The sequence below is a fragment of the Bacteroides rodentium JCM 16496 genome (genome assembly GCF_000614125.1).
In the GTDB taxonomy this organism is placed as follows: Bacteria; Bacteroidota; Bacteroidia; order Bacteroidales; family Bacteroidaceae; genus Bacteroides; species Bacteroides rodentium.
On the sequence record NZ_BAKJ01000010.1, the window covers coordinates 85,145 to 98,245 of the forward strand.

General features: G+C 47.7%; 8 protein-coding genes and 3 pseudogenes. 4 read left to right on the top strand and 7 right to left on the bottom strand.

Annotated elements, in window-relative coordinates:
* Positions 1-53 precede the first annotated feature (53 nt).
* Positions 54-654, top strand: a pseudogene (ruvA, locus tag JCM16496_RS06495) (Holliday junction branch migration protein RuvA).
* 23 nt (positions 655-677) lie between these two features.
* Complete coding sequence (locus JCM16496_RS06500) at positions 678-1,670, top strand: DUF3843 family protein (protein ID WP_025833137.1); 993 nt, start codon at positions 678-680, stop codon at positions 1,668-1,670.
* A 122-nt stretch (positions 1,671-1,792) separates the two neighbouring features.
* Here JCM16496_RS06500 and JCM16496_RS06505 read toward each other — a convergent pair whose 3' ends face one another.
* Positions 1,793-2,956 (bottom strand): M24 family metallopeptidase, encoded by a 1,164-nt coding sequence (locus JCM16496_RS06505; RefSeq protein ID WP_025833139.1) that lies wholly within the window; start codon positions 2,954-2,956, stop codon positions 1,793-1,795.
* Positions 2,957-3,092: 136 nt separating this feature from the next.
* Positions 3,093-4,429: pseudogene (gene gdhA / locus JCM16496_RS06510) on the bottom strand (NADP-specific glutamate dehydrogenase).
* Positions 4,430-4,851: 422 nt separating this feature from the next.
* On the opposite strand from gdhA, the gene JCM16496_RS06515 reads away from it, so the two are divergent.
* Both JCM16496_RS06515 and JCM16496_RS06520 read left to right on the top strand, forming a co-directional pair.
* Positions 4,852-7,332, top strand: coding sequence for a glycoside hydrolase family 9 protein (locus JCM16496_RS06515; protein WP_025833140.1), 2,481 nt, complete (start codon positions 4,852-4,854; stop codon positions 7,330-7,332).
* Between the two features lie 52 nt (positions 7,333-7,384).
* The gene (locus tag JCM16496_RS06520; RefSeq protein ID WP_025833142.1) at positions 7,385-8,188 is read left to right on the top strand and encodes a ThuA domain-containing protein; all 804 of its coding nucleotides are present in this window, start codon (positions 7,385-7,387) and stop codon (positions 8,186-8,188) included.
* Between the two features lie 595 nt (positions 8,189-8,783).
* Here the strand turns inward: JCM16496_RS06520 and JCM16496_RS06530 are convergent.
* The 5 genes and pseudogenes from JCM16496_RS06530 to JCM16496_RS06545 all read right to left on the bottom strand — a co-directional run bounded on the left by JCM16496_RS06530 (position 8,784) and on the right by JCM16496_RS06545 (position 13,095).
* Complete coding sequence (locus JCM16496_RS06530; protein WP_025833144.1) at positions 8,784-9,116, bottom strand: hypothetical protein; 333 nt, start codon at positions 9,114-9,116, stop codon at positions 8,784-8,786.
* Positions 9,117-9,144: 28 nt separating this feature from the next.
* A pseudogene (locus JCM16496_RS21500) lies at positions 9,145-9,312 on the bottom strand (TonB-dependent receptor plug domain-containing protein); the annotation flags it as partial.
* Positions 9,305-11,029 (bottom strand): glycosyl hydrolase family 18 protein, encoded by a 1,725-nt coding sequence (locus tag JCM16496_RS06535; RefSeq protein ID WP_025833146.1) that lies wholly within the window; start codon positions 11,027-11,029, stop codon positions 9,305-9,307. The gene JCM16496_RS06535 and the pseudogene JCM16496_RS21500, both read right to left, overlap by 8 nt.
* 15 nt (positions 11,030-11,044) lie before the next feature.
* The gene (locus JCM16496_RS06540; RefSeq protein ID WP_025833148.1) at positions 11,045-12,310 is read right to left on the bottom strand and encodes an MFS transporter; all 1,266 of its coding nucleotides are present in this window, start codon (positions 12,308-12,310) and stop codon (positions 11,045-11,047) included.
* A gap of 53 nt (positions 12,311-12,363) precedes the next feature.
* Positions 12,364-13,095, bottom strand: a complete 732-nt coding sequence (locus JCM16496_RS06545; protein WP_025833150.1) for a 6-phosphogluconolactonase — start codon at positions 13,093-13,095, stop codon at positions 12,364-12,366.
* Positions 13,096-13,101: the final 6 nt, after the last annotated feature.

Below are 13,101 nucleotides of genomic sequence, written 5' to 3' on the forward strand. Positions count from 1 at the left end.
TTCGCAGATGATATGTACGCAAGGCGCATTTTGGGCCGACAAGTAAAAGAATTATGATAGAATACATCAGAGGCGGAATTGCCGAACTAAGTCCGGCAACCGCAATAATAGACTGCAACGGACTGGGATACGGAGTCAATATTTCATTGAACACGTATGCCGCCATCCAGGGCAAAAAAGAATGCAAACTATATATATACGAAGCTATCCGTGAAGACGCCTATATCCTTTACGGATTCGCTGACAAGCAGGAACGCGAACTATTCCTGTTGCTCATCTCCGTTTCAGGCATCGGCGGAAATACAGCCGCATGATTCTCTCGGCACTCTCGCCATCCGAACTGATAAATGTCATCAGCACGGAAAACGCCGCTCTGCTGAAAACAGTCAAGGGTATCGGCTGAAAACAGCCCAACGGATAATTGTGGATTTAAAAGACAAAATCAAGACCGGCAGCGTTGCAGCCGGCAACGCAGGGACCATAGGTACACTGGTATCGGCAGCCAACGCACAAGTACAAGAAGAAGCCGTAGCTGCCCTTACCATGCTGGGCTTTGCACAAGCCCCCTCACAAAAAGTAGTGCTTGCCATTTTGAAGGAAGAACCAAACGCACCGGTGGAACAAGTCATCAAATTGGCATTAAAAAGACTATAATATTTATCTAAAACAAACAAATCATGACAACAATCAACATGCAATATTGGTTGGGAAGCAACGAACGCACCCACATACTGCCAACGGACAAATGGTACCTCGACTTCTCCGCAAGCACCCTGCCCCTCATCAAAGCCTCCCCACTATTCAACAAGGAAGACCTGCGCACCCAAATTGACGCAGCCATCTCCCTCGGCATATACTTTCAAGATGCCATTGCCCAAAGCGGAGGCTGGAAACTTTTCTCCAAAGCCTTTCAGGGAGTATACGGAACTTACCTGCCGTTCTATCCGCTGACCAATGAGTACGTACCCGATGAAATCAATTGGGAAGACATTGCATTCGTTCTATGGACATTGAAAGCCCACTACGCCTTTGGTGGCAGAGATTACACCTTGTTCAGCCCTTATGACAAGGACCTGCTTGCATTGAGCCAAAGCGCCTATGAACTGATGGATGCACGTTTCGAAGAAGCTCCCATCAGCGAGGGAGAATCTTCCTGCCTCTGGGTGATGGGACTTGATTTACTGGATATGCCCATTACTCCGCTGCCAGAAGTCACTCCGGAAACCAGACTGAGCAAAGATGCCGCCCGCTGTCTGGAATACAGCCGGGGGAAACCGTTGCTATACTTCACCGATTACAAGGAGCTTTGCACTTTCTTTGTCGATGTCTTGGGATGGGAAAACAAACGGTCCGCATTATTGCCCGACCTGGAATACAAAAAAGAGTTCGTGATTTATGCCAACGCCAAAGGTATGCTCGTAGCCCACAACGTGGCCGCCTATTTCTGTGAAGAACATAACCCGATGTACGATGCCAAACGTGCTGCCGCAGAGGGTTACAAGATGTTCTGCCAACCCGGAGAGTGTCCGTTCGACCTGCTGAAATACGGAATGACCAAAGGAATTCTACCCGATGTGGAACTTCCCTTCCTAAAAGGAAAAGAAACACTGCATCAATATTGGGACTTTATAGCCCGCTACTACTTATGTGAATATTATGAAGGCGAGTAACCATTCCGGCATAAAGCCCAAACGGAGCAACAAGGCCAAGCCAACCGGAAAACGGATTGGCAAATCCAAACCTTCGAAAGCGAATAATCAGCTTAACAGGAGGGTGAAATGATGGGAAATTTTCAAAGTTCCACAATCTCTTCCTTACACAACGTCAGTTTCTCTACTCCTTCCGCTGTTACAGCCCAAGAATTCTCGATGCCGACAGGACCAATGCCCGGCAAAACAATTTTCGGCTCCAATGCAAAGATCATGCCCGGCTCCAGTTCCTGCTTCATACGCGGAGCCAATACCGGCATTTCATTGATTTCCAAGCCAATGCCATGACCGATAAACTTGGCCTTTTGAGTGGCTCCCATAAAGTTGCCGGCAAAGCCTGCTTTGGTGACAATATCGATAGCGAGGTTGTAAAGGTCCTCACAAACAGTACCCGGTTTCGCTTTATCTACAACAGCCTCTTGTATGTCCAGGCAAACCTGATGGGCAACATATGCCTTTTCCGGCAACTTTCCGATAGAGAATACACGGCTCATGTCGCCCATATAGCCATAGAAATTGCCTCCCATATCGACCATAAAGCTCTGGCCGGGCTGCAACAGTGCACCGTTCACACTGATAGGCAGTGACGGGTCAAGTCCTTCGCCTCCCAGAGCAAAATCATAGGGGGCAGGCGCAGTGGCATTGTCTCCTGCCAGCAGACTTCCCATAAAAATCTCCATACTTTGTCCGAAGGTACGGAAAATACCCAGACAACCTTCCAGACGCATCAGGCGCTCTATTTCGATGGATAACTGGCGGTCTGTCATTCCCGGCCTATAAACCGAGGGTATTTGTTCGTAAGCCTTGGCATGTGCAATGCCGGAACGACGGAACATCTCAATCTCTATTTCAGTCTTGACGCTTCGGGCCTTCCGGATAAGTGCCGTACCACAAGGAAGCACCTCCGTTTCGGGGAAACACGCTGCCAAACGGTTATATTCCGTAAAAGACAACTCATCCCCCTCCAGCATCAACCTGGCAGGCATAGGCAACCCGCATTCCTTCAGCAAGTCGGGCAGTTGTTCCGGTTTACGGATAGGATGGATATGTTCCCCTTCGATATTGTTGGGACGTTTGATGAATAAACGGGCGGGAGCATTCAACGGCAGATACAAGTAACCGCTGACGACACGTCCGTACGTATAGATTAAGTTTACATTGCAAGCGATAAGAGCGGCATCAATTTCTTGTTGAGCCATGAGAGAGCGTATTTTATCACGTCTCAGTTTCAGTTCCGGTAGTAACATCTCTTTGTTATTTATGATTTCGAGATGCAAAGATACAACTTTTTAATTGAGAATAAAAAAAGTACCGCCCCATACCTTCACAGGCGTAGGGCAGCACAAACCACAAATACAAATACAACTAAACAAAGTTTCTCTCTTAGATAATTCCCTGACCCATCATGGCATGAGCCACCTTCATGAAGCCGGCGATATTCGCTCCCTTCACGTAGTTGATGTAGCCATCGGGTTCTGTCCCATATTTTACGCATTGAGCATGAATTCCGTGCATGATAGCGTGGAGTTTTTCGTCCACTTCGGCTGCACTCCAGCTGAGATGCATGGCGTTCTGCGACATTTCCAGTCCGCTGGTAGCCACACCACCTGCATTGACAGCCTTGCCCGGTGCATACATAATCTTATTTTCAATGAAAAGGTCGATAGCTTCGGGTGTACATCCCATATTGGAGATTTCGCCTACACATGTCACCTTGTTGTCAATGAGGTGTTGTGCATCTTCGCCGTTCAGCTCGTTCTGGGTAGCACAAGGCAGAGCGATGTCCGCTTTCACTTCCCAAGGGCGTTTGCCTGCCACGAAAGTAGAGCCGGGGAATTCGTCGGCATACGGTGCCACGATATCGTTGCCCGATGACCGGAGTTCCAACATATAATCTATCTTTTCGCCACTGATACCGTTCGGGTCGTAGATGTAACCGTCGGGACCGGAGATGGTAATAACCTTGGCACCCAGTTCGGTAGCCTTGGTAGCAGCACCCCAAGCCACGTTTCCGAAACCGGAGATGGCCACGGTCTTGCCCTTGATGTCAATGCCTTTTGTCTGCAACATTTGGTTTACGAAATACAAGCCACCGAATCCTGTTGCTTCGGGACGAATCAGCGAACCGCCAAATTCCAGTCCTTTACCGGTAAATGTGCCCGTAAATTCACGAGTCAGTTTCTTATACATACCGAACATATAGCCCACTTCGCGACCGCCTACACCGATATCACCGGCAGGAACATCCATATCCGGGCCGAGGTGACGCCACAATTCCAACATAAAAGCTTGGCAGAAACGCATGATTTCAGCATCGCTCTTTCCGCGCGGAGAGAAGTCGGAACCACCCTTACCGCCACCCATAGGCAATGTAGTCAAGGCATTCTTGAAAGTCTGCTCAAAGCCCAGGAACTTGAGGATAGAAAGATTTACGGAAGCATGGAAGCGAATACCGCCTTTGTACGGGCCAATGGCATTGTTGAACTGCACACGATAGCGAGATTCGTCTGAACTTCCCCCTTATCATCCACCCACGTTACGCGGAAAGTAAAGATACGGTCGGGTTCAACCAAACGTTCTATAATTTTCGCTTTCTCGAACTCAGGATGTTGGTTATAGATATCTTCGATGGAAAGAAGAACTTCCTTTACGGCTTGAAGATATTCAGACTCGCCGGGGTGCTTTGCCTCTAAAGAGGCCATGATACGTTCGATATTCATAATATTACGTTTTAAAGGTTATTACCTTGTTGACTTCGTGCTATTCAAACAAAATGTCAATGAATAACACCGCAAATATAGGAAAACTTTTCAAAACAGCTAAACTTTACGGTTATATTTTGATTAAAGAATGATAAAATGTCAAATTCCCCGGTATTCTTTCCTCATCCCAAAGTGTTCCATTCTTCCGTTTTCCAGCCAACAATTCGCTATAACGGTATAAAAATAGAAAAAATAGAAAAAGAAAACAAACAAAATGACAATAATGTCATAATTCCGGGTTTAAAAAACACCTTCCGAGGTTCACCTTCCATCAAATTTCGCTGCTTCGGATAGTTTTTAGAGCTTTTATGGCAGTTTTCAAACCTTATTCTGACTAATAATGGCTAACATTGCAACCTAAACCAAAGGTTAACATCCACATGAGAAAGACACTATTATTCTTATATCTTCTGTCCGCCGGTAGCATTGCCGCATACGGGCAAACCCGCCTGACCCAAGACCCCGAACTGGAACGACAGCTCCATGAAAGCGGACTGGTACACCAACCCCTACCCCTAAACATCGAGCACTCTTTCGAAGCCAACGGATGGAAAAAGGAGGTCCTGCAAAGCACCCCTCTCACCCGCTCGGCAGGTATAGAGGGATGGAGTCATTCCGGCGCAGGAAGCATGTCCTTCAGTACGGAAAAGACCGTTTCCGGCAAAGGCAGCATCAAACTGCAATTCCCTACATTCACCGGAAAAAGAGCGATCGGCTCTCCTTCCGACCCCGACTATGCCACCTATGGAAACAGCGGTGTCACTTATCATCTGGACGGTGCCAACCTGGAAAAATACAACCGCATTGTATTTTCCATCTACCCCGACTGCGACGGGGCACGTATCGTCAACATGAACCTCACATTCCATAATGCAGCTACTCCTGCCAAGAAAGGGTACAATCCACCTTCGGGTTCGCATCTTATCAACCTTGTCAACAAGAAGTGGAACCAATGTTTCCTCGAAATAGACGAGTATCAGCGCGATAAAGTAATGTCCATAAGCTTCAGTACAGCCCTCAAAGGCAAGGACCGGACAACGGGAGATTCGGCAACCTACTACTTAGACAACCTCCAGTTGCAGACAGTGAAAGCCCCCGAGAAAGTCAGCGGATGGATACCCGCCGATGGAAAAATCTCCTATTCGACAACCGGCTATGCCGTCAACCACCCTAAAACCGCCCTTATCAACACAAGCGTCACCATAAATGCCGGTAAACGCTTCCAACTGCTTACCACGGACGGAAAAGTGGCTTACGAAGGAGACATCCGGGAAGAGACAACCACCCTCGGACGATTCGGCCTCATCGACTTCACCTCCTTCGACCATCCCGGAGAGTATCGGCTGAAAGCCGGCAATTCATTGACCCCTACCTTTCGGATTGGAGAACGGCTTTGGGAAGATTCACAATGGAAAGTGCTGAATTTCATCTTTTGCCAACGCTGCGGGCATCCGGTTTCCGGCAAGCATGCCTCCTGCCACGCAGACCTGATGTCCCGGCATGACGGACGCAGTATCTCCTACTCCGGTGGATGGCACGATGCGGGCGACTTGTCCCAGCAGACCCTGCAGACGGGAGATGTGGCTTTTGCCTTACTCGAAGCCTACAATAAACAAAGAAACACCAACCCCGCCCTCGCCGCCCGCCTGCGTGAAGAAGCGGAATGGGGAGTGGAGTTTATGCTAAAGAACCGCTACGGCGATGGTTACCGCGCCAGCAGCATGGGATTGCTTATCTGGCAAGACGGTGTGTTCAATACATTGGACGACATATCTTCCGTACGCGTGCAGAACATGGCATTCGACAATTTTCTCTATGCCGGATATGAGGCGTATGCCTCCATGACGCTGGACAACGACCCGATGCAACAGGAATATCTTCTGCGCGTGGCCGAAGAAGATTTCGCTTTTGCCATGGAGAAATTCAAGAAAGACGGTTTCGACCAGTTCGTCCAGCCTTACGAACACAGTTACAACACTTCGAAAAGTCAGTATATGGCTACCATCTCCTGGTCGGCAAGCCAATTATACAAGCTGACCGGAAAACCTTCTTATGCGGACATCGCCGCCGAATACATCCGCTACACCCTCGACTGCCAGCGCACGGAACCGCTGAAAGACAAAGACGGGACACGCGGATTCTTCTACCGGGACAAATCCCGCAAATCCATCGTACATTACATACACCAGTCGCGCGAGCAGGTCTATATGCAGGCCATGGTGATGCTTTGCGAAACCCAGAAGGAGCACCCCGACTACCCTAAATGGGTGAATTCCATACAACTATATGGAGACTATCTGAAAGGAATGATGAAGTATACCCATCCCTACGGCATGATTCCAAGCGGTGTTTACCATGCAGAGGAATATAAGGATACCACCAACTTCTACGCCCTCCATCTGTTTCCGCCTGCCAATGCCAAGGAACTGTACACAGAGCAAATTAAACGAGGAGTACAACTGGACAAGGAGCACTACATGAAACGCTTCCCCGTGTGGTTCAACATCTTCAACGGCAACACCGCCATCCATCTTTCCAACGGAAAGTCCGCCGCCATCTGCGGAAACTTCCTGAAGGACAAGGAACTGCTCGACATCGGTCTGGAACAGTTGTACTGGACCGTAGGCAAGAATCCTTTCGGACAATCCTTGATTTATGGAGAAGGACACAACTATCCGCAACTGAACACCTTCTCTTCGGGCGAAATGACAGGAGAGATGCCCGTCGGTATCCGTACCCTGGGCAACGACGATGTCCCCTATTGGCCGCAAACCAACAATGCCTGTTATAAAGAGGTATGGGTTACCTCGGCAGGCAAATGGCTGTCTCTGATTGCGGAACTTACAACTATCGGCAATTGATAATTGACAATGAATTCTAATCATCAAACATTAATCACTAATCACTATCATCATGAAACATCTGCTTATTTTATTGTTTACGGCTTGCACCCTGCTGACGTACGCACAAGCCCCCGAAGGTTATCCGGCAAACTATGCCAAGGCTCCCCGCTTCAAGGCCCTGATTTATTACACTCACCATGCGGAAGAAGCACACGTACAATTTGCAGAACAAGCAACCGCTTTCTTTAAGAAGCTCAATTACGGTGACGGCTTTGTTCTGGATATTACTACCGATTTCTCAAAATACCCATACGAGAAACTGAAAGAATACAATGTCATTATCATGCTTAACACATCCCCCAACACCAAGGCCGAACGCGATGCTTTTGAGCAATACATGGAAAACGGAGGCGGCTGGATAGGTTTCCACGCAGCTGCCTACAACGACAAAAACACGCATTGGCCCTGGTTTGTTAAGTTTCTTGGTGGTGGGGTGTTCTATTGCAACAACTGGCCTCCCCAGCCGGTGTTGGTCGAAGTCGACAACGAAGAACATCCCGTTACCAGGAATCTGCCTGCATCATTCGTAGCTCCCGCCAGCGAATGGTACCAATGGACTCCCAGTCCCCGCCAGAACAAGGACGTAGAGGTGCTCTTGTCCCTATCTCCCAAGAACTATCCACTAGGTATCAAGGATGTAGTGAATTTTGGAGACTTCCCCATCGTGTGGTCCAACAAGAATTACCGCATGATTTACCTGAATATGGGACATGGTGATGAAGAGTTTATCGACGGTACACAGAACCTGCTATTGGTAAATGCTTTCCGCTGGGTAGTGAGCAAAGACAAGAACGGTGACCCGTTCCTCAAATAAATGCTCCTCACAACAGCATTCAAAAGAAAAAACAGGGCACACATACCCACAATCTGCTCCAAAACAGAACACTTTTATACCGAAACAGGTGTTTTTCGAAGGGAAAAAGCATCTGTTTCGGCTGTTTTATATAGATGCCCTTGCCGAGCCCTATAGGCCGGAATGATAGTTTCTCACTGTCGGAACCAATAGTTTATCTTATTGAAACCTTTGGTTTTATTAAGCGAAACTAACAGTTTTATTAAAGGAAACCAATAGTTTTACTTGTAAAAACTTTCTGTATTAAGCCTCGAAACTAAAAGTTTCATTCTGAGAACTAAGATTATATCTATTTCCACGACCCACAAAACGAGCATGCAATAGCATCCTTTACAAAGGTTGGAACGCGTGATGGATGGTTGTAATGTTTTTTATCTATCACGGGGATCTATCACGCTTTAATTAACTTATAATCAATAAAATAGTCTCTTCGTGTGATAGCATGACAGATGTTTTGCCGAAATAAACCTTGTGAGAGATACCGCCACTGCCTACACATAAAAATCCCCAGTATTCCAAAAGGAAATACCGGGGAATCTTCAGAAAATCGCCTTCCTTAAACATGTTGTAAACGGTACTCGGCATGGTGTTCTGCCATAACCTTCGCCCAATCCGCCCTGCTCGGCACTTCTCGGGTCAACAATGTTACGACCGCCCAAAGAACGTGCAAGACCAAACCCTTCACCGGAGTTATTGCCGGCATAACATACCTCAAAGATAGAATCGCGGAGACACTTACCAATGCCACCTGATATTTAATCTCATCACGATGGAACAAAATAATTTTGGCACGAAGCAGCTTGGCAGCATCCCGGCAAACACGTCCCTGCTGTGTAGCACTGCGCTGGGGCAGATACTTAGTCACTTCGTCATCCAAGTCACCCATCATAAACTCATAAATCTCTTCACGGGTTCCTTTCAGACGGCATGCCGTCTACTATATAAAGCGGATCGGAGTTGTTGACCGTACCGGTACCCCGAATGCGAATCTTTGATTCCGCACCAGGCTGACCTGAATTAGAGATAATCTGTACACCGGAAACTTTACCTTTCAAAGCATTCTGAATATTTGTAGGATTACCTTTCTAAAGCCCACTCAATAGCATTTCTGAACATGGTCGTAAACCCTTCCGTTTCGTACAACTTACTACTATGCCCTATCTGGAAATAAACATTGCGTGCCTTTTTGCTTTCATTGACCCAAACCACCGGATGATCACCCATCTTGATGTCCGATGCAGGCGTGTAGCTCGATTCGTCTACATTGGCCAGTACATGTACATTGGGGCGCGGGCTCTTGTCATAAGTATACCACTCGTCATCGGGCACCACGAAAGAGGCCGGAACACCCTTCATCACCGGATGCTGCTTATCTTCCACAATCAGCGTACCGTCGGCCAGCGGAGCTATGTAGTTCTTGAAACGTACACCACCCATGAAATCAGAGAACCATTGCCACATGGGATAACCGTCGAACTCGCCCAGCAAAGTAGCATGATGGAAACCGATCCAGCCGCCACGGCCTTCTTCTATATACTTGACGAACGCATCTTCCGCTTCCTTCGACCAAGTATAAGGCGGGAAATCCAATTGAATAACCAAGCTGAACTGCGACAAGTAAGCCTCCGTTATGTTCCTGGCATTGTTTATCTCGGTAATACTGAAATTCCCCTTTGCACCTTCGGCCACCAACCACTTCAAGCCGGCATCCGTAAATCCTCCGTGCTGTCCGCCACGTTCCGTCAACATTAGTACCTTCGCCTTGTGCGGCTTGCCCAATAGGTTTTCTGCTACCGTACGGCGCAAATCACCCTGCTCATTGTCTCCGCTATAATCCCAATACATGCCTCCCAGCAAATCCTTATCCAGAATATACTGACACTTGATGGCAAGTGAACGGGGATTCTCAAAACCAAATACCAACGTATCATTCTTATCGGCCAGATAAGGCACTTGAGCCATCTCATCCCACTTTTCAGTATATTGGGTATCCGTATTTCCTACCTTATTATAGTCTTGGAAGCTGGGATAACCGTCACCTCCACGACCATAGAAAGGCATCCCCATCACCAGCTTGGAAGGCGGTACGCCTGCTTTCAAATGTGCGGTAACGGCACCGTCCGAAGTAATATCACCACTATGTCCCGACGGATAAAGCGCCGAATGGTGCTTGGGAGCGGAAGCCATGTCATAAGCCATGATATTCACAAAATCAACGAAGGGCAAGATAGCCTTGAAGTCAATGTAACGGGCAGAAGCTACGGTGGCAAGTGTCAGTTCCTTTTCATTGCCGATGGCAGCTCTGATATCCTGCATCAGAAGTGTAAAATACTCCGTATCGTCCGGTGACGAGGATATATTTGCCATAGAGCTGGTGGGATATTCCCAATCGATGTCAATGCCATCCAAAGCGAACTCCTTCACCACACGGTCACAGTCCGCGGCAAAGGCACGGCGATATTCATCATTGGCAGCCATCTCACTGAAACGTCCGCTTCCCCAGCCGCCGATGGAAAGCAGCACTTTCAGCTCCGGCTTCTGTTTTCTCAAATCAACAATCTGCTTCAAACGCTTCTCATTGTCAATCTTGACGCCATTGAAATTCTCGTTTACATGCCCGAACGCATAGTTGATATGCGTCATGTACTGCGGGTCGGGCATCACCTCACTCCACGAAGTGACGTAAGCAACCACGACCTTTGAATCGCGGGAAACTGCAAGTGCCTCTTCTCCGGACTTAACGCTACCGCATGAAGCCAATACGCCTAAAGCGACAGCCATCATCATTTTAATTTTTTTCATAAGTACTATCTTTAATTACAAATTATCGCAGGTCTGACGGACCCGTGAACCTATCAATGCATAATACAGCATAAACGCTTCTCCAAAGAGAACGATGAACCATGACCATCTCCAGCCTCCAAGAACATCAGCAAGCACTCCTTGCAACAAGGGCAATATGGCACCGCCTACCACTCCAATCATGAACACACCGGAAGCCACCGAAGTGTATTTTCCCAAATGGGCAACGGACAAGGTAAAGATAGCTCCCCACATGATGGAATGGAACAGACCTACTGCCGTGAGCAACCACGGATTATTAAGAAGAATGGCCAGTAGGGCGAGTACTCCTGCCGATACCGTGGTAACCGTCAACTGTACGCGGGGAGAAATCCTGCTCAAGCTGCTCCCCACCAGGCGGCCCACCAGCATACCACCCCAATAGAGCGTAGCCATCAGTGCCGGAGAAGCATAATCCATCTCGATGGCGTACAGATTGATATTGGCTCCGATACAGACTTCCACTCCCACATAAAAGAAGATAGCCACCACCCCCAATGTCAGATGACGGAAGGACCATACACTTTTTTCCAGCTTCTCTCCCTTCTCTACCCTGGTTCCTTGGATATCGGGCAAAGACAATTTCATCAACAACAATACAATCAAAGAAATAACCGCCATCAATGCCAGGAACGGAACCATCAGCTGGTCAATCTGAATGTCCTCCATAGACAGACCGCCAAACACGACACCAGTCACGAAATAAGGAGCAAGCGTAGTTCCCACAGAATTGGCGGAACCGCCTATAGCCAAACGCTGAATGGACTGGGTACCCTTGACATGGCAAGCCGTCAGATAAGGATTTATAACCACTTGCAGAATGGTGGCCGAAGCTCCTACCACGAAAGAACCCAGTAAGAAAATCAAGAACCCTCCAGGGATAACATTATTTCCTGCATGCCAATTCGCTTCAGGAAAGTGTACTGTGAAATAGGAAGAGGCAAAGAACAAACCAAGTCCCACAATCATCACCAGCAATCCACGCATCAATGTTCCTTTATATCCGTATTTGCTAATCCACGACGAGCCTACCCCTCCACAAACCGGATAAGCAAGGAACCAGGAGAAAGTAATCAAAGTAGCAAAAGTATTTTTCAACCCGCCCACTTCCGAAAGAAAAGTTTCTTTTAAAGGCCCCTGAAACTGAGTATTGGCAGTCGTAAGGAAACCTACAATAAAGAACAAGAACACCATCGTGATGAATGGCCCCATATAGTTTATTTGTTTTTCTTGTTGTGTCATAGTATTTTGTTCATTAATTCGAATAATCAATTATCAGCCACCTGCGAGGCTGCTTAGTGGTTAAGTGTGCTTGCCGCCGCCTCATCCAGCAGAAATTCACAGTTGGGATGAAGCTGAAGGATGGAAGCAGGAATATCTGTTGTCACAGGCCCTTCAAGCATCCGCTTGACAATATCCGCTTTATTAGTCCCTTTGGCAACCAGTACAATCCGGCGTGCCTGCATAATGTTCTTTATTCCCAAAGTAGCTCCTCCCAACTCTTTATCAGGAGGAGTGCCCGTTTCTCTACGGATGCGTTCTTCCAGTTCCACATTCATCCGGGTCACCCATGCTTCACCACCAAAGGGAGATTCCGGCTGGTTGAATCCCAGATGTCCGTTCTCACCCAACCCTAAAATCAGCAAATCAATACCGCCACGGTTCGCAATTTCCTGCTGGAAATCCCTGCATGACTGTTCAAAATCACCAGAAATGGTAGGCAGCATCAAAAAATTCTCTTCCTTGATGCCCAATGTATCCATCAACTCCGTTTTCAGCATCGTGTAGCATGCTCCGGCATATTCGCGCGGCACATTCGTTACCTCATCCAATCCGAAGAAAGTAACGGTATCCACCTTAAACGGATATTTAGTATAGATTTCTCCCACCAACCGATGAAGATTACCGGTAGTACGTCCCGTCGAAAGTCCTATCACACTCTCCGGTTTATTCAACATCTGCCCGATGATGCGCCATGCAGCCGTGCAGTCAAACTCCTTTTCATTCTTTGTTATTGTTATTTTCATATTCTT

Excerpts from the sequence above, each read along its gene's own strand:
- JCM16496_RS06520 (WP_025833142.1), top strand. The coding sequence starts at position 7,385 with ATGAAACATCTGCTTATTTTATTGTTTACGGCTTGCACCCTGCTGACG.
- JCM16496_RS06515 (WP_025833140.1), top strand. The coding sequence starts at position 4,852 with ATGAGAAAGACACTATTATTCTTATATCTTCTGTCCGCCGGTAGCATT.
- JCM16496_RS06505 (WP_025833139.1), bottom strand. The coding sequence starts at position 2,956 with ATGTTACTACCGGAACTGAAACTGAGACGTGATAAAATACGCTCTCTC.
- JCM16496_RS06530 (WP_025833144.1), bottom strand. The coding sequence starts at position 9,116 with ATGATGGGTGACTTGGATGACGAAGTGACTAAGTATCTGCCCCAGCGC.
- JCM16496_RS06535 (WP_025833146.1), bottom strand. The coding sequence starts at position 11,029 with ATGAAAAAAATTAAAATGATGATGGCTGTCGCTTTAGGCGTATTGGCT.
- JCM16496_RS06545 (WP_025833150.1), bottom strand. The coding sequence starts at position 13,095 with ATGAAAATAACAATAACAAAGAATGAAAAGGAGTTTGACTGCACGGCT.
- JCM16496_RS06540 (WP_025833148.1), bottom strand. The coding sequence starts at position 12,310 with ATGACACAACAAGAAAAACAAATAAACTATATGGGGCCATTCATCACG.
- JCM16496_RS06500 (WP_025833137.1), top strand. The coding sequence starts at position 678 with ATGACAACAATCAACATGCAATATTGGTTGGGAAGCAACGAACGCACC.